This window comes from Mycobacterium sp. (assembly GCF_046091765.1).
In the GTDB taxonomy this organism is placed as follows: Bacteria; Actinomycetota; Actinomycetes; order Mycobacteriales; family Mycobacteriaceae; genus Mycobacterium.
In genome coordinates, this window is sequence record NZ_JBJTCF010000080.1 from 1 (window position 1) to 16,749 (window position 16,749).

Annotated in this window: 12 protein-coding genes and 1 tRNA gene; 5 read left to right on the forward strand and 8 right to left on the reverse strand. The window is 70.2% G+C overall.

Going from position 1 to position 16,749, the window contains the following annotated elements; translation table 11 throughout:
- From ACKOB8_RS08170 to ACKOB8_RS08185, 4 genes are all read left to right on the forward strand, one after another.
- Window positions 1-597: molybdopterin-binding protein (locus ACKOB8_RS08170; protein ID WP_526376711.1), on the forward strand; the 597-nt coding region annotated here is incomplete at its 5' end.
- A gap of 5 nt (window positions 598-602) precedes the next feature.
- The gene (locus ACKOB8_RS08175) at window positions 603-1,256 is read left to right on the forward strand and encodes a GNAT family N-acetyltransferase (protein WP_526376712.1); all 654 of its coding nucleotides are present in this window, start codon (window positions 603-605) and stop codon (window positions 1,254-1,256) included.
- 143 nt (window positions 1,257-1,399) lie between these two features.
- Window positions 1,400-2,437: a divisome protein SepX/GlpR gene (gene sepX / locus ACKOB8_RS08180; protein WP_526376713.1), complete on the forward strand. Its 1,038-nt coding sequence runs from the start codon at window positions 1,400-1,402 to the stop codon at window positions 2,435-2,437.
- 39 nt (window positions 2,438-2,476) lie between these two features.
- Window positions 2,477-2,549, forward strand: a tRNA-Ala gene (locus ACKOB8_RS08185).
- Window positions 2,550-2,579: 30 nt separating this feature from the next.
- On the opposite strand, the gene ACKOB8_RS08190 is transcribed toward ACKOB8_RS08185, so the two are convergent.
- The 8 genes from ACKOB8_RS08190 to ACKOB8_RS08225 all read right to left on the reverse strand — a co-directional run bounded on the left by ACKOB8_RS08190 (window position 2,580) and on the right by ACKOB8_RS08225 (window position 15,249).
- The gene (locus ACKOB8_RS08190) at window positions 2,580-3,944 is read right to left on the reverse strand and encodes an amino acid permease (RefSeq protein WP_526376714.1); all 1,365 of its coding nucleotides are present in this window, start codon (window positions 3,942-3,944) and stop codon (window positions 2,580-2,582) included.
- Window positions 3,941-5,566 carry an amidohydrolase gene (locus tag ACKOB8_RS08195; RefSeq protein ID WP_526376715.1) on the reverse strand — a complete coding sequence of 542 codons (1,626 nt, stop codon included), beginning with the start codon at window positions 5,564-5,566 and terminating at the stop codon, window positions 3,941-3,943. Before ACKOB8_RS08195 ends, ACKOB8_RS08190 begins: the two co-directional genes overlap by 4 nt.
- A gap of 13 nt (window positions 5,567-5,579) precedes the next feature.
- Window positions 5,580-7,064, reverse strand: a complete 1,485-nt coding sequence (pap, locus tag ACKOB8_RS08200; protein WP_526376716.1) for a polyphosphate:AMP phosphotransferase — start codon at window positions 7,062-7,064, stop codon at window positions 5,580-5,582.
- A gap of 77 nt (window positions 7,065-7,141) precedes the next feature.
- Entirely contained in the window at window positions 7,142-8,164 is a 1,023-nt protein-coding gene (locus ACKOB8_RS08205) for an alpha/beta fold hydrolase (RefSeq protein ID WP_526376717.1), read from the reverse strand.
- 67 nt (window positions 8,165-8,231) lie between these two features.
- Complete coding sequence (locus tag ACKOB8_RS08210) at window positions 8,232-10,700, reverse strand: phosphoketolase family protein (protein WP_526376718.1); 2,469 nt, start codon at window positions 10,698-10,700, stop codon at window positions 8,232-8,234.
- Window positions 10,697-13,222, reverse strand: coding sequence for a glycogen/starch/alpha-glucan phosphorylase (locus tag ACKOB8_RS08215; RefSeq protein WP_526376719.1), 2,526 nt, complete (start codon window positions 13,220-13,222; stop codon window positions 10,697-10,699). The genes ACKOB8_RS08210 and ACKOB8_RS08215 overlap by 4 nt, the downstream gene beginning before the upstream one ends.
- Window positions 13,223-13,336: 114 nt before the next feature.
- Entirely contained in the window at window positions 13,337-14,950 is a 1,614-nt protein-coding gene (locus ACKOB8_RS08220) for an alpha/beta hydrolase (protein WP_526376720.1), read from the reverse strand.
- Complete coding sequence (locus tag ACKOB8_RS08225) at window positions 14,947-15,249, reverse strand: WXG100 family type VII secretion target (protein WP_526376721.1); 303 nt, start codon at window positions 15,247-15,249, stop codon at window positions 14,947-14,949. The genes ACKOB8_RS08220 and ACKOB8_RS08225 overlap by 4 nt, the downstream gene beginning before the upstream one ends.
- 104 nt (window positions 15,250-15,353) lie before the next feature.
- Between ACKOB8_RS08225 and ACKOB8_RS08230 the strand changes: the two genes are divergently transcribed.
- Complete coding sequence (locus tag ACKOB8_RS08230) at window positions 15,354-16,748, forward strand: flavin monoamine oxidase family protein (RefSeq protein WP_526376722.1); 1,395 nt, start codon at window positions 15,354-15,356, stop codon at window positions 16,746-16,748.
- Window position 16,749 lies beyond the last annotated feature (1 nt).

Here is a 16,749-nt window from a genome sequence, read left to right on the forward strand (position 1 = left end):
GCCGGCGCGGAGGCCACCCGGATCGGCATCGTCAGCACCGAACCCAAGGAGCTGCGCGAAGTCGTCGAAAGCCAGATCAACCGCGTCGAGGTGCTGCTCATCGCGGGTGCGGTCGGCGGGGCGGCCGCCGAGAGCCTGCGCGCGGTGCTGGCCGAACTGGGCGAGGTCGAGGTCGCCCGCATCGCCATGCACCCCGGCTCGGTGCAGGGGTTCGGCCAGCTGGGCCCCGAGGGCGTCCCGACGTTCCTGCTGCCGGCCAATCCGGTCAGCGCGCTGGTGGTCTTCGAGGTGATGGTGCGCCCCCTGATCCGGCTCTCGCTGGGCAAACGCCACCCGATGCGCCGGGTCGTGCGGGCCCGCACGCTGGCCCCGGTGACCTCGCAGGCCGGCCGCACCGGGTTCCTGCGCGGGCAGCTGCTGCGCGACGAGGACAGCGGCGAGTACCTGGTGGAGGCGATCGGCGAGACGCCGGGCGGCTCCTCGCACCTGCTGGCCTCGCTGGCCGAGGCCAACTGCCTGCTCATCGTGCCGGGCGACGTCGAGACGATCCCGGCCGGGGACTACGTCGACGTGGCGTTCCTGGCCCAGCGCGGCTGACGCGGGTGAATCTGTGGGGGAGCGGCTCCGCCCACCCGGGCTGGCCCCGGGCGGCGGGTCCGCTGCGGGTGCCCGCCGGGGTCATCCGGTTGCGCCCGGTGCGCATGCGCGATGCCGCCCAGTGGAGCCGGATCCGCCTCGCCGAGCGTGCGCATCTCGAGCCGTGGGAACCCACCGGTGAATTGGAATGGACTGTGCGCCATGCTGTTTCATCCTGGCCAACGCTGTGCTCTGACCTCCGCTCGGAAGCACGCCGGGGCCGGATGCTGCCGTACGTGATCGAAGTCGACGGCCGGTTTCGCGGCCAGCTGACGATCGGCAACGTGACCCGCGGGGCGTTGCGGTCGGCGTGGGTCGGGTACTGGGTCTCGCGGGAGGTGACCGGCAGCGGGGTGGCTACCGCGGCGCTGGCCCTGGGACTGGACCACTGCTTCGGACCGGTGGCCCTGCACCGGGTCGAGGCCACCGTGCGCCCGGAGAACGCCGCCAGCCGGCGGGTGCTGGCCAAGGTGGGCTTCCGGGAGGAGGGGCTGCTCAAGCGCTACCTCGACGTCGAGGGAGGCTGGCGCGATCACCTGCTGCTGGCCGTCACCGCCGAGGAGATCGAGGGTTCGGTGGCCGCCCGGCTGGTGCACCGTGGCCTGGCCCGCTGGCACTGAACCCCAGGATCTGTGTTGCAAATGTGACTTTTGTGACTGTTGGTGCTTGTTTTCCGTGAATTACACATGTGTAATTGGTGTCGGCGCGCCGCCGGTGACCGCCGACGCCGCCGCCCTAGCCTGGTTGGGAAAGGAAGAGGCCAATGCCCAGCATTCCTCAGTCACTGCTCTGGATCTCGCTCGTGGTGCTGTGGTTGTTCGTCCTGGTGCCGATGCTGACCAACCGGCGCGACCGGGTCCGCCGCACCAGTGACGTCGCCCTGTCCACCCGGGTGCTCAACGGCGCCTCCCGGCTGGTCCGGCGGCGCGGGCCGGCCGTCGGGCACCGCCACGACCCGGATTGGCAGCGCTCTGAGGACGATGTCGAGTTCGAGGAGTTCGCCGAGCCCAGCACCCGTGCGGTGGCCGCCCTGGCGGCCCCGGCCGAGCACGACTACCTCGACGTCGACGTCATCGAGGAAGTGACCGACGAAGTCACCGAGGAAGTCACCGAAGAGATCGTGATCGAGGAAGTCGTCATCGAAGAAGTCGTCATCGAGGAAGTCATCAAGGAAGAAGTCGTCGAAGCCGCCGGGGAGGGCGTCGAGGACGGGATTCAGGAGAGCCTGTTCGACTCCGGCCGGGGCCAGGCCGATCCGTCGCCCGACGACCAGGACGCGCCCGGGGACGTCTATGAGTATGTCGAGGACACCTCAGGCCTGGAGGCCGAGGACGAACCGGCCGACGACGAGCCGGTGCTGGTGCCGCGCGGCAGCCGGGAGCGCCGATTCGACTCCAGCGCCGCGGTGGCGGTCAGCGCGCGCAAGTACCGCTTCCGGATGCGGATGCTCATCGCGATGTCGGTGGTCATGGTCGCCACCGCCGTCTTGGCGTTCACCGTCAGCGACCGGCTGTGGTGGACCTGCGGAGCGGTCGCCGCGGTGACCGTGCTCTACCTCGCGTATCTGCGCCGCCAGACCCGCATCGAGGCGCAGGTCCGGCGGCGTCGCCAGCAGCGCATGGAACGCCTGCGCGCGGCCGCCGAGTACGCCGCGGACTGGCGGGGTTTCGAGGACACCGGCCGGTTCCATCGCCCCGGTGCGGCCGTGCTCGAGATCGACGACGAGGACCCGATCTTCGAGCACCTCGACGAGATGCCCTACAGCCGGCACTACGACCTGCCGCGGGCGGCCGGGCAATAGGAGCGGTGCCGGGCCTGCTGGTAGCCTGCTAGCGACCACGGGGCTATGGCGCAGTTGGTAGCGCGACTCGTTCGCATCGAGTAGGTCAGGGGTTCGATTCCCCTTAGCTCCACTGAGAGTAAGCGCACCACACGTTGCGCCCTCAGTCGGTCTCGACCGCCATCACCGGCGTCGGCCGGCGGAAGCCCCGGGTGACGCTCAGCAGCCACAGCAGGCCGATGGCCAGCCAGCTCAGCCCGACCACCAGGGTCCGCCCGGACAGGCTGGTCCACAGCCACACCGTGAGCACGAAACCGATCAGCGGCAGGACCAGGTTCGACAGCACCGAGCGCTGCCGCAGATCGATGAAGTAGTGCTTGACCACCGAGGCGTTGACCGCCGTGAACGCCACCAGCGCGCCGAAACTGACGATCGAGGCCAGGGTGGCCAGGTCGATGACGATGGCCAGCAGCGACACCGCGCTGACCAGAACGATGGCGTACACCGGGGTGGCGAAGCGCGCCGAGACGTACCCGAACACCCGCCGCGGCAGGATCCCGTCGCGGCCCATCGCGTAGAGGATGCGCGCCACCGAGGCCTGCGAGGTCAGTGCCGACCCCAGCGCGCCGGCGACGAACGCGGCGGTGAAGAAGTCGGTGAGGAACCGCCCGCCCGCGGTGCGCATCACCTCCAGCGAGCCGGAGTCGACGTTGGCGAAGGCGTTGGACGGAAAGACCAACTGGGACAGGTAGGACAGCAGGATGAAGATCAGCCCCGCCCCCAGGGTGACCATGATGATCGCGCGCGGGACGTCGCGATCGGGACGCTTGGCCTCCTCGGACAGCGTGGAGACGGCGTCGAAGCCCAGGAACGACAGGCACAGCACCGCCGCGCCGGCCAGGATGGGCCCCATCCCCGTCGCGGTACCGTCGCCGTGCAGCGGCGCGGTGAGGTCCACCCCGCCGCGGCCGGACAGCGTTCGTGCGGCCATCGCGAAGAAGGTCAGGATGAAGATCGTCTGGACCGCGATGATCACCGAGTTGGCCCGGGCCACCGAGACGATGCCGACGATGTTGAGCACGGTGACGACGGCGATGGAACCCACGATGAACATCCACGCCTTCATCGCGGGGAACGCCGCCTCCAGGTAGATCCCGATGACGAGGTAGTTGAGCATCGGCAGGAACAGGTAGTCCAGCAGCAGCGACCAGCCGGTCAGGAATCCCAGCCGCGCCCCGAAGGCCTTCTGGGTGTAGGTGTAGGCCGAACCCGCGACCGGGAACGCCGCCGCCATCCGGGCGTAGGACACCGCGGTGAAACCCATCGCGAACAGGGTCACCACGTAGGCGACCGGCAGGCGGCCGCCGGTGGTCTCGGTGACGATGCCGTAGGTGGTGTAGACCGTCAGCGGCACGATGTAGACCAGGCCGAACAGCACCAGCGGGGTCAGGCCTAGCGCCCGGCGCAGTTGCCCGTGGCCTGCGGACAGGACCGGGTTTGTCGCGGCGGCGTTGGTGGGTGTGGTCATGGCGCCCCTTTGTCTGGTGGATGGGCCGGCATACCGCGAAGGTAGGTGGCGAGCACGGCGATGTCGCGGATCTCCGCCGCCGCCGCGTCGCGCGGGTCGCGGTCCAGCCAGACCAGGTCCGCGCTGGCGCCGGGGGTGGCCGTGCCCCACCGCTGCTCGGCGAAGGCCTGGTAGGCGACCCCGGCGGTGTAGGCCGACAGGGCCCGCTCGATCGGCAGGATCTCCTGGGGTGTCCAGCCGCCGGCGGGTGCGCCCTCGACGGTCTGGCGCGACACCGCCACCGCGATGCCCTCCAGCGGCGCGCCCGAGGACACCGGCCAGTCCGAACCCAGCGCGAGCTGTGCCCCGGTGTCGAGCAGGCTCGCCATCCGGTACTGGCGCTCGGCCCGATCGGCGCCCAGGCGCGGAACGGTCAGCTCGGTCATCAGCGCGTCCATCTGCGCCCACAGCGGCTGCATGTTTGGGATCGCCCCCAGCGCGGCGAAGCGGCCGATGTCGGCGTCATCGACCAGCTGGGCGTGCGCGATGACCGGGCGGCGATCGCGAAAACCGTTGCGGCGCTGCACGAATTCGATTGCGTCGAGGGCCTGGCGCACCGCGGCGTCTCCGATGGCGTGGATGTGCAGCTGCAGTCCCAGCTCGTCGACCTGTGCGGCCGCCTCGGCCAGGGAGTTCCCCTCCCAGTTGCGCTGGCCGTGGCTGTGCAGCCCCGAGCAGTACGGCTGCAGCAGGGCGCCGGTCTCGTTCTCCACCACTCCGTCGGCGAAGAACTTCACCGTGTTGGCGGTCAGCAGCGCGGAGTTCGCCTGCTCGATTCGCCGCCGGGATTCGGCGAAGCCGCGGATCTGGGTGTCGAAGTGCCGGGGGTCGGCGTAGAGCGCGAGGTTGAACCGCAGCCGCAGCATGTCGCTCGCGGCGGCCGCCAGGTAGGTCTCGACGTCGCCGGGTTCGACCCAGGCATCCTGAACCCAGGTCACTCCGCGGGCCAGCAGATAGTCCGCGGCGGTGTCCAGCGCGGCGATCCGGGTCTGCTCGTCGTGGCCGGGCATGACGTTCATCACCAGATCGACCGCGCCCCACTCGCGCAGCGTCCCGAGCACCGATCCGTCGGCGCGGTGGGGGATTTCGCCCAGCACCGGATCCGGGGTCTCGGCGGTGATGCCGGCCCGCTGGATCGCCGCGGTGTTGCACCAGACGGTGTGGTAGTCCCACGCCCGCAACACCACCGGGCGGTCGGCCACCACCGAGTCCAGCCAGCGCGCGTCGAACAGGCCCTCCGGTGCGAGGCTGCCGTCGTAGGAGGCGCCCACGATCCACTCCCGATCCGGACGGGCTTCGGCGTAGCTCTTGACCGCGGCGAGGATCTCCTCGACCGACCGGCACGCCCGGATCGCGGGGCCGGCCGACTCCAGCCCGCCGTAGAGCGGATGCGCGTGCCCGTCGCCGAAGGACGGCATCAGGAAACCGCCGTCGAGGTCGACGACCCTCACCCCGGCCGGCGCGTCGTGGCGGGCCTGCTCGCCGAGTGCGCGCACCGCACCATCGACCACCAGAAGTGCGTCGCTGTCGCGCTCGCCGGTCCAGACGGCACCGCCGGTGAACAGCGTCGCGGCCGCAGTCATGGCGTCATTGTTACTACCCGTCGCGCAGTGCGCGGGCCAGCCCCCTGTTGACCGCCTTGAGCGTGGCGATCCGTGCGTACTGCTTGCTGTTGGCCGGGATGACGTTCCAGCGTGCCCGGTCGGAGGTGGTGCGCAGGATCATCTGGTCCACCGCCCTGACGTACTCGTCCCACCTTTCCCGGTTGCGGTAGTCCTCGTCGGTGATCTTGTGCGCCTTGTAGGGGGTGTCCTCGCGGGCCTTGAACCGGGCCAACTGCTCCTCGGGTGAGATGTGCAGCCAGAACTTGGCCACGAAGTAGCCGCGTTCGACGAGCTGATTTTCGAAGTCGTTGATCTCGTCGTAGGCGCGCTGCCATTCGGCCGGCCCCGCGAAACCCTCGATCCGTTCCACCAGCACCCGGCCGTACCAGGTCCGGTCGAAGATCAGCACGTTGCCCGCCGCCGGCAGGTCGCGCCAGAACCGCCACAGATAGTGGTGTTTGCGTTCGTCCTCGGTGGGCGCGGCGACCGGGATCACCCGGAAGTCGCCGGCCTCCATCGCCCCGGTGATCCGGCGGATGACCCCGCCCTTGCCGGCGGCGTCCCAGCCCTCGAAGGCCAGCACGGTGCTCACCCCGCGCTTGCGGGCCTCGATGGACAGCCGCCGCAGCCGGCCCTGCTGCTTGGCCAGCCTGGCGCGGTAGTCGTCGCGGTCCATCGACTGGGAGAGCTCGATGCCCGAAAGCACGTCGGCGGAGGCGTCGATGTCGCCGAACACCGACTCGGCCAGTGACGGCCCGGTGTAGCGGGAGGTCTCGCCAAGCCGCGCGGTCAGCGCCGCCAGGATGGTCCGGGCGACCATCAGATCGCGGTAGCGCGCGTCGGTGGACTCCACGATCGTCCACGGCGCGCCGGGGCCGCTGGTCTCGCGCAGGATGCGCTCGGCGATCGGCAGCACCGGACCCAGCGAGTCCAGCGCGGCCCAGTCACGCTGATCGACGTGCCAGCCGTACTCGGGGTGCTTCTCGGCTTTCTTGAGCTTCTTCTTCTGCACCTTCGCCGGGGTGTGCAGAAAGAACTTGAGGATCAGCGCCCCGTCGGCGACCAGCGCGTGTTGCATCTGGGCGATGTGGCGCAGCCAGATCGAGAACTCCGGCTCGTCGATCTCCCCGGCGGCGCGCTGCCCGGCCGCGCGCATCAGGCCGCCGACGAAGAACGCGGTGCGCCCCTTGGGCGGCAGCGAGCGCCACAGTCGCCACAGTTGCGGGCGCTGCATCTCCTCTTCGGTGGGATCGGCGAACACCCGGGTGTCGGCGTAGCGCGAATCCATCCACTCGTTGAGCCGGTTGACCAGTTCGTTGGCCGCCAACCGGTCGTCGCCGGCGATCCAGATGATCAGCGGGAAGTCGGCCTTGCGCAGGTCGTACTGCGCGTTGACCAGGTTGACCCGCAGATCGGGAATGGCGGCCCGGTATTCCTCTTTGCCGACCTTGTTGCCGACCTCGGACACTTCGAGCATCCCGCCACGGTATGCCCGCAGCCGGGTGAACGGGGGAGAATTCTGCGGTTACCCGCAGGATGCCGGCGGATGAACGATCAGGTGGCGCTGCGCTCGTCGGCCCCGAGTGCGTCCAGGACCGCATACCTTGCTTCCGGTGACCCCGACACCGACGTCGCGGTGCGGCCCCGGCGCAGCAACTCCCGCAGCGCCGTCTGGTCGTGGTCGGCCGGTGCGGTGGTGTCGATGAACGACTCGACAAGCGCGATGAAGCGGTCGGGATCGTCGTGGAACGGGAAGTGCCCCGACCCGGCGAAGATCTCCAGCCGCGAACCGGGCATCGCCGCGTGCGCCAGATGGGCGTGGCTGACCGGGATGACGAGATCCTGGTCGCCCCAAATCAGCTGCACCGGAACGGATTCGGTCAGATAGCACCGGTCCAGCATGGTGACCACCTGACCGCGCCAGTCCACCACCGCGCGCAGGGTGCGGGTGAAGGCCGACGAGGCCGTCGGCTCGGGAAGATCGGCCAGGATCCGCAGCAGATTGGGGATGTCGCGGCCGACGCCGGTCGGCGCGAGCGCGAACCCCAGCGCCCGGCCGGCCACCCGCAGGGCGGGCAGCACCAGCGGCAGCCGCAGCAGGGCCAGCGCCTCCCCGCCCATCGGCAGCGCGGCGAACCGCAGGGCGATGTTGACGTCCCTGGTGACCCCGCCCGCGCCCACCAGGATGAGTCGCTCCACCAGATGCGGGAACTGATAGGCGAACTGCATCGCCACCCCGCCGCCCAGCGAGTGGCCGACGACGGTGACCCGCTCGACGTCGAGCACGCCGAGCAGATCACGCATACCGTTGGCGTAGGCGGCCACCGAGTAGTCCGCCCGGGGTTTGTCGGACTGGCCGTGGCCGAGCAGGTCGGGTGCGATCACGGTGAAGCGGCTGGCCAGTTGCGCGTGCACCGGACCCCAGGTGGTGGAGTTGTCGCCGATACCGTGGATGAGCAGCAGGGCCGGGCCCGACCCGGCGATGCGGAACGCCCGCCGGTAGCCGTGGATGGTCCGGAACTGCAGCGTCGGCTGTCCGTCGCCCACCAGCCGCAGATCGGGCTTTCGCCGTGCCATGCCGGAATCCTAAGGGCGGTCGGGCCCGCTCACCACTCGAGCGGGCGGCCCGGCGTGCCGGGCCTGATCACTCGTTGTCCCCGCCGGTCGCCGCCGTCGCGTCGATCGACGAGGCGACCCGCACCCCGCGCGCATCCGGCCACACCCAGTCGCGCACCTCGGGGATGTCGTCGCCGAACTCGCGGGTGTACTCGCGGGCGCGGATGCGCTTGTCCACCATCCGCTGCCGCAGCGGCGCACAGGTGGACTGCAGGAACTCCACCCGGTCGATGACATCCATCACCAGGTGGTAGCGGTCGAGGTCGTTGAGCATCACCATGTCGAAGGGTGTGGTCGTGGTGCCCTCCTCCTTGTATCCGCGCACGTGGATGTTGTTGTGCCCGGTGCGCCGGTAGGTCAGCCGGTGGATCAGCCACGGGTAGCCGTGGTAGGCGAAGATGACCGGCTTGTCGGGGGTGAAGATCATGTCGAATTCGCGACTGGTCAGCCCGTGTGGATGCTCGTCGGCGTCTTGCAGCCGCATCAGGTCCACCACGTTGACGAAGCGCACCTTCAACTCGGGCAGGTGCCGGCGCAACAGGTCGGCCGCCGCCAGTGCCTCCAGGGTCGGAACGTCGCCGGCGGCGGCGATCACGACGTCGGGCGAGTGTCCGGTCACCTCGGTGCCGGCCCACTCCCAGATGCCCAGTCCGCGAGTGCAGTGCGCGATCGCCTCGTCCATGGTCAGGAAGTTCGGATGCGGCTGCTTGCCGGAGACCACCACGTTGACGTACTGCCGGGAGCGCAGGCAGTGGTCGTAGGTGGACAGCAGGGTGTTGGCGTCCGGCGGCAGATACACCCGCACCACCTCGTCGCTCTTGTTGACGACGTGATCGATGAAGCCGGGATCCTGGTGGCTGAAGCCGTTGTGATCCTGGCGCCAGACGTGGCTGGACAACAGGTAGTTCAGGCTGGCGATGGGCCGTCGCCAGGGAATGTCGTTGGTGACCTTGAGCCACTTGGCATGCTGGTTGAACATCGAGTCGACGATGTGGATGAACGCCTCGTAGCAGTTGAACAGCCCGTGCCGGCCGGTCAGCAGATACCCCTCCAGCCAGCCCTGGCACTGGTGTTCGGAGAGCATCTCGACCACCCGGCCGACGCGGGCGAGGTGGTCGTCGACCTCGGGGGAGAAGAATTCCGCGTTCCACTGTTTGTCGGTCACCTCGAACACCGGCTGCAACCGGTTGGACGCCGTCTCGTCGGGTCCGAAGATGCGGAAGTTGTCGGGGTTGAGCCGCACCACATCGGTCAGCCACTGGCCCAGCACCTTAGTGGCCTCGGCGACGGTGGCCCCGGGGGCCGGGACGTCCACGGCGTAGCCCCGGAAGTCCGGCAGGCGGAGGTCCTTGAGCAGCAGCCCGCCGTTGGCGTGCGGGTTGTCGCTCATCCGCAGCGTCCCCGGTGGGGCCAGCGCGGCGATGTCGGGGTAGAGCCGCCCGTCGGCGTCGAAGAGTTCATCGGCGCGGTAGGACGCCAGCCAGTCGGCCAGCACCTGCAGGTGCTCCGGGGTGTCGCGGGCACTGGCCAGCGGTACCTGATGCGCCCGCCACGAGCCGGTGGTCTTCTTGCCGTCGATGTAGGCCGGTCCGGTCCAGCCCTTCGGGGTGCGGAACACGATCATCGGCCAGCGCGGCCGGGACTCGTCGCCCTGGTTGGCGCGGGCCTTGATCGTCGCGATCTCGTCGAACACCTCATCGAGCAGCCCGGCGAAACGGCGGTGCGCGTCGAAGTGGTCGCCGTCCTCGGTTGCCTCGCAGAAGTACGGATTGTGGCCGTAGCCGATCATCAGCGCGCGAAGCTCGTCGGTCGGAATACGATCCAGCACAGTCGGATTGGCAATCTTGTAGCCGTTGAGATGCAGGATCGGCAGCACCACACCGTCCTGGGCGGGGTGCAGGAACTTGTTGGAGTGCCAGCTGGTCGCCAGCGCTCCGGTCTCTGCCTCGCCGTCGCCGACGACCGCGGCGACCAGCAGGTCGGGGTTGTCGAAGGCGGCCCCGTAGGCGTGTGACAGCGCGTAGCCCAGCTCGCCGCCCTCATGAATCGACCCGGGCGTCTCCGGTGCGACGTGGGACGGGATGCCGCCGGGGAAGGAGAATTGGCGGAACAGCCGGCGCATCCCCTCGGCGTCGGTGGTGATGTCGGGGTAGGTCTCGGTGTAGGTGCCGTCGAGGTAGGCGTTGGCCACCAGGCCGGGGCCGCCGTGGCCTGGCCCGGTGAGGTAGATCGTCGATTGGCCGCGCGCGCCGATCACCCGGTTGAGATGCGCGTAGAGGAAGTTCAGTCCCGGCGTGGTGCCCCAGTGCCCGAGCAGTCGAGGCTTGACGTCGTCGCGGGACAGCGGGGTGCGTAGCAGCGGGTTGTTCAGCAGGTAGATCTGGCCGACCGAGAGGTAGTTCGCGGCGCGCCACCAGCCGTCAATGCGCTCGACGAGGTCGTCGCTGAGCCCTCCGGCGGACGATGTCCGCCAGGGTGTGGTGGTCGTCGCGGTCATGATTCCGCCTGTCCGTTGACGGTCACCCGGGGAACGTTCCAGATCTCCTCGCAGTATTCGGCGATCGCCCGGTCGGAGGAGAACTTCCCGCTGCGAGCGCTGTTGAGGATCGACTTGCGCGTCCACACCTCGGGCTGCTGCCAGGTCTGGCCCACCTCGTCCTGGCAGCGGATGTAGTCGCCGTAGTCGGCGAGCACCAGGAACGGGTCGTGGTCGACGAGGTTGGACACCAGCGGCGCGAAGACCTCGGTGTCGCCGTGGGAGAACCGGCCCTCGGCGATCGCGGCGATCGTGGCCGCCAGTTCGGGATTGCGGTTGACGTAGTCGCGCGGGTGGTAGCCCTGCGATTTCAGGTGGTTCACCTCGTCGACGGTCAGTCCGAACAGGAAGAAGTTCTCCGGTCCGGCTTCCTCGCGCATCTCCACGTTGGCGCCGTCGAGGGTGCCGATGGTCAGCGCGCCGTTCATCATGAACTTCATGTTCCCGGTGCCCGAGGCCTCCTTGCCGGCGGTGGAGATCTGCTCGGAGAGGTCGGCCGCCGGGTAGATCAGCTGTCCGTTCTGCACGTTGAAGTTCGGGATGAACGCGACCCGCATGCGGTCGTTGACGTCGGGATCGGAGTTGACCGTCTCGGCGACGGAGTTGATCAGCTTGATGATCAGTTTGGCGATGAAGTAGCCCGGGGCGGCCTTGCCCCCGAAGACGAAGGCGCGCGGTGCCACCTGCAGGCCGGGATTCTGCTTGAGGCGGTTGTACGCGGTGATGATGTGCAGCACGTTGAGGTGCTGGCGTTTGTATTCGTGGATGCGCTTGACCTGGATGTCGAACATCCAGTCCGGGTCCAGCGCGACGCCGGTCCGTGCGGCGATGTAGTCCGCGAGCCGGGCCTTGTTCTCCCGCTTGACCGCCCGCCAGCGCTGCCCGAACACCCGGTCGTCGGCCAGCGGCTCCAGTTTGCGCAGCATGGTCAGGTCGGTCATCCAGCCTTCGCCGACCGTCTCGTCGAGCAGTGACCGCAGGCCGGGGTTGGACAGACCCATGAAGCGGCGCGGCGTCACGCCGTTGGTCTTGTTGCTGAAGCGCTGCGGCCACATCTCGTAGAAATCCCGGAGCACGGTGTCCTTGAGCAACTCCGAGTGCAGCGCGGCCACACCGTTGATGGCGTGGCTGCCCACCGTCGCCAGGTGGGCCATCCGGATGCTGCGCGCGCCGTCCTCGCCGATCAGCGACATCCGCCGCACTCGCGCGTCGTCGCCGGGGACGCGTGCGCGCACCTCGTCGAGGAATCGGCGGTTGATCTCGTAGATGATCTCCAGGTGCCGCGGCAGGAACTGCTCGAACATCGCCAGCGGCCAGGTTTCCAGCGCTTCGGGTAGCAGGGTGTGGTTGGTGTAGGCCAGGGTGTCCACGGTGATCTGCCAGGCATCGTCCCAGTCGAAGTCGCGCTCGTCGATGAGCAGCCGCATGAGTTCGGCGACTGCGATCGAGGGGTGGGTGTCGTTGAGCTGGATGGCCACCCGGTTGGGAAGCTCGCGGGCGGACATGCCGGCGAAGTCCTCCAGCAGGTGCAGGATGTCCTGCAGCGAGCAGGACACGAAGAAGTACTGCTGCGCCAACCGCAGTTGCTTGCCGACCGCGGGCTCGTCGTTGGGATAGAGGACCTTGGTGATGTTCTCCGAGATGACCTGGTCCTGCACCGCCGCGTAGTAGTCGCCGGCGTTGAACGCGTCCAGTGCCAGGGAGTTCACCGCGCTGGCGCTCCACAGGGTCAGGGTGTTGCAGGTGTTGACCCCGTAGCCCTGGATCGCGGTGCCGTAGTAGACGCCCTTGACCACGCGGCCCGGAATCCAGCGCACCCGTTGGGTGCCGACTCCGTCGCGGTAGTGCTCGGTGTGGCCGCCCCAGCCGACCCGATAGTTCAACTCGGGCTTGACGATCTCCCACGGGTTGACCGAGGCCAGCCAGTTGTCGGTCTTCTCCACCTGCCAGCCGTCGCTGATCTCCTGGTCGAAGATGCCGAACTCGTAGCGGATGCCGTAGCCGATGGCCGGGCGCTCCAGGGTGGCCAGCGAGTCCAGGTAGCAGGCCGCCAGCCGGCCGAGCCCGCCGTTGCCCAGGCCAGGCTCCTCCTCGCAGGCCAGCACGGTGTCGAGGTCCTGGCCGAGGTCGGCCAGAGCAACGCGGGCCTGCTCCTCGAGGTGCAGGTTGAGCAGATTGTTGCCCAGGTGCGGGCCGAGCAGGAACTCCGCCGACAGGTAGCAGGCCACCTTGCGGGACAGATCGAGATAGGTCTGGGTGGTCTCGATCCAGCGCTGCTGCATGCGGTCGCGGACCGCCAGGGCCAGCGCGTGGTAGTAGTGGCGGGGCTCCAGCAGCGCGGCCGGCCGGCCGAGGGTGTAGCGCAGATGGTCCTCGATCGCCTGGCGCAGTGACGCCGACGTCATCCCGGTGCGCACGGCCCCGTCGCGCGCGGCGGCACCGGAGGCCGGTGCGGTGTGGGTCGGATGGATGACGTCGCTCATGGTGTCCGCGCTTCCCCGAGAATGTCCGGCGATCGGCCGTGATGGTGGCGAGTATCGCACCGGGGGGCGCTCGCCGCGTGACGTTCGGACAACCGGGGGGTGAAGAAATCCGGCTCAGCGTGGCCGCCCGGTCTGGTGGTGATGGCTGCCGGCCGGGCGCCACAGTTCCGGGTCGGACAGCGGGTCGCTCCAGGTCGGCAGTCCCAGCCGGGCCGCCAGCGAGCCGAGCAGACTGGCGCGGTGCGGTGCGGTGAGGCCGTGGCGCTGCAAGTCGGCGCCGCGCCCGGCCGCGATCTCGGCCATGCTGAACAGCGACTCCGAACCGGTGTCGAAGTAGCGGCTGTGGTCGGTCCACAGTCGCCAGGTGCAGCCGGGCACCTCGGCTTTGAAGCGGGTCGAGCCGAACCCGTCGGCCGCGGGGTCGGCCCCCAGGCCCAGCCCGTCGGCGGGCAGGCCGGTGCCGGGCAGGAGTCCGCGCACACCGGCCACGGCGGTGACCGGGTCGGTGGCGGCCGATCCGACGTAGACGTGGCCGCCCTCGGGCAGCCCGAAGTCCGCCGCGGTACGGGCCAGGTCGGTTCCCGGTGACCCCAGCAGGACGACGTCGTCGGCGCGCATCGCATGACCGGCGGCGGCGTCGGCCACCGTGGTCGACCCGTAGGAGTGCCCGATCACCGTCACCCGGCCCTCTCCGACGCGGGTCGCCGCCAGGGCGTTGACGTCGGCGGCCAGCAGCGCGCCGCCCTCGCGGGCCAGCCCGGTGCGGGCGACCCGGGCGTCGAGCGGGCCGTCCGGGGCGTCGTAGCCCATCCAGGCGATCACCGATCCCGGCCGGGCCGGGTCGGCCTTGCGGGTCTCGTTGTAGACGTTGGCGGCCTGGGCGCTGCGCAGCCAGCCGCCCGCGACGCTGTTCGCGGTGCCGGGCACCACCACCGCGGTGCGCGCGGCGGTGTCCGGGTTGCCGATCGCGATCGCCGCGCGGCCCTGCCCGCCGAAGGCCGTCGGGTCGTAGATGATCAGCAGCGTCTCGGCCCCGGTCTGGGCGCGGTTGTAGGCCAGCCCGGACTGGACCTGCCCGGCGTTGCGGTAGCGCTCGACGTCGCCGGGGGTCAGGCCGAATAGGAGCGGATCGGCGGCGACGTCGGCCTCGGCCACCCGGTGATCGGCCGCTGCCCGACGCACCCGGTCCAGATCCGCGGTCATCACCGCGATGTTGGCGGCGCTGCGCGCGGCCAGCGGGACGCCGTCACGCTCGCCCGGCTGCCCGGTGGCGGCGAGGGCGTCGGCCAGCGCGGCGTCCAGCGCCTGCGCGTCGGCGAGGATCGCGCGCAACCGTCCCGCCAGATCGGAGTGCAGATCGGGGTCGGGGAACCCCGCCGCGGCGGACAGCTGCCCGGTGTCGGGGTCGATGCCGATCCCGGCGGTCTCGGCGTCGTGCTCGGCCTCGCGCAGCCGCGCCTTGATCGCACGCAGGTCCCCGGCGGCGCGTTCAGCGGCGGCGGCGATGGCCCGGGCCTGCGCGGTGTGGGCGTCGAGCTGCGTGCGGGTCTGCTCGAGGGCCGCGCGGGCGGCCTGCGCCGCCGGGCCGGTCCAGCCGGCCAGTACCGACAATCCGCCCAGGGCCGCCGAGACCCGAGCGCCGACGCGCGCGCGGTCCTCGGCGACCTCGGCGACGGCGTCCAGCGCACCCGGGTCCCAGCGGTCGATGTCGGCGAGGCTCAGCGTCACCGGCGGACGTGCGCGAGGGCCTGCGCGCCGGTGGCGTCGGCGGCGGTCAAGCGGTGCGCACCGGTCCGCAGCGCGTCGGCGTATTCCTCCAGCCGGGCCGAGAGGTCCGCGGCCGCCGCCGCCCACCGGGCGGCCGTCTCGGTCATCACCGCGCGTGACCGGCCGGTCCAGCCGCCCAGCGCGGACTCGGCGGCGGTGTGCGCGCCGGTGTGCGCGGCGGTGATGTCACCGGCAAGCGCATCGAGTTCGGCGGCGCAGTCGAGCAGCAGTTCGACGTCGGTGTGGGACGGCTCGGGCATGTGGGCCGGAAAGCTAACAGCTCGCGGCGGCCGTGCAAGTCACCCCGACGCAGGCGCTGGGGGTCTAGGGTGGCGCCCACACGACGAACGCTTGGGGCCCGCAGATGCAACCGACGCTGACCCGCCGCCGTCTGCTGACGGGCGCGGCGGCGGTGGGGGCGGTCTCGGTGCTCGGCGGCTGCGCGCGCGAGCAGAACAGCGGCCCCCCCGACCCCGGGGGCGGGGACCTCGACGTGATCGTGGTGGGCGCCGGCATCGCCGGGCTGGCGGCGGCCCGCACGCTGAGCCGCGCCGGACTGCGCGTCGTGGTGCTGGAGGCGCGCGGGCGGGCCGGGGGGCGGATCTGGACGTCGACGGAATGGCCGGATCTTCCGATCGACCTGGGGGCGTCGTGGATCCACGGCCGCGACGGCAACCCGATCTACGACCTGTCCCGCGAATACGGTCTTGCCACAGCGGTTTTCGACGTCGGGTCGCTCGAGGGATCCGGTTCGGAGGCGCGCTACTCGGCGCAGGGTGCCCCGATCAGCGGCACCGCACAGCAACAACTCGACACCGCTATCAACGCGGTACTGGGTCCACTGGAGGACGCCGCCGAGGAGCCCGGCGCCGGGGATATCTCGATGAGCGCGGGCATCGATGCGCTGCCGGAGGCGGCCGATGCGGGTCCGGCGGTCACCGCCGAACTGACCGAGATCGCCGGCGACTACGGCGCCACCCCGCAGCAGCTCTCGCTGGCCGCGTTGACCGAGGACGACTCCTACCCCGGGCCGCAACTGGTCTTCCCGGGCGGCTACGGACAGCTCACCGCGAAACTCGCCGAGGGCGTGCCGATCCGGTTCGACACCGCCGTCAGCGAGGTGTCGCTGAGCGAGCCCGGCCGGGTGGTGATCCGCGCGGGTGCCGACACCTGGACCGCGCGCGCGGTGATCGTCACCGTTCCTCTCGGCGTCCTCAAGGCCGGCGCGATCCGGTTCACCCCCGCGCTGCCGACCGACCACCAGCGGGCGATCGAACGGCTGGGCTTCGGCCGCTACGAGAAGCTGGTCCTGCGTTTCCCCGATGCGTTCGCCGATGACGTGGATCAGATCCAGATCGCTGATGCGGGTGCGCCGTTCACCAACTGGTACAACCTGCAGCGCTTCACCGGAGAGCCGGCGCTGATGGCGCTCAACGGCGGCGGCGCCGCCGCCACCATCGAGGCGATGACGGTGGGCCAGCAGACCGATCAGGCCGTCGCGATGCTGCGCCGGGTCTACGGCGAGCGCCTGAGCCCGCCGACCGCGGCGCAGGCGTCGAGCTGGTGGTCCGACGAATTCAGTCGCGGCTCCTACTCCTTCACCGCGGTCGGCTCAGGTGAGCAGGATCGCGTCGCGCTCGGCGCGGCGGTGGACGGTCGGCTGTGGCTGGCCGGTGAGGCGTGCCACCCCACCCTGCACTCCACCGTGCACGGGGCGTGGTTGAGTGGTAAGGAGGCTGCCGAGCAGGCGGCCACCTGAC

Bases quoted from the DNA above. Each gene is read 5' to 3' on its own strand.
- ACKOB8_RS08230 (WP_526376722.1), top strand. From the start codon at position 15,354: ATGCAACCGACGCTGACCCGCCGCCGTCTGCTGACGGGCGCGGCGGCG.
- ACKOB8_RS08210 (WP_526376718.1), bottom strand. From the start codon at position 10,700: ATGACCGCGACGACCACCACACCCTGGCGGACATCGTCCGCCGGAGGG.
- ACKOB8_RS08190 (WP_526376714.1), bottom strand. From the start codon at position 3,944: ATGACCACACCCACCAACGCCGCCGCGACAAACCCGGTCCTGTCCGCA.
- ACKOB8_RS08215 (WP_526376719.1), bottom strand. From the start codon at position 13,222: ATGAGCGACGTCATCCATCCGACCCACACCGCACCGGCCTCCGGTGCC.
- pap (WP_526376716.1), bottom strand. From the start codon at position 7,064: ATGCTCGAAGTGTCCGAGGTCGGCAACAAGGTCGGCAAAGAGGAATAC.
- ACKOB8_RS08195 (WP_526376715.1), bottom strand. From the start codon at position 5,566: ATGACTGCGGCCGCGACGCTGTTCACCGGCGGTGCCGTCTGGACCGGC.
- sepX (WP_526376713.1), top strand. From the start codon at position 1,400: ATGCCCAGCATTCCTCAGTCACTGCTCTGGATCTCGCTCGTGGTGCTG.
- ACKOB8_RS08205 (WP_526376717.1), bottom strand. From the start codon at position 8,164: ATGGCACGGCGAAAGCCCGATCTGCGGCTGGTGGGCGACGGACAGCCG.
- ACKOB8_RS08225 (WP_526376721.1), bottom strand. From the start codon at position 15,249: ATGCCCGAGCCGTCCCACACCGACGTCGAACTGCTGCTCGACTGCGCC.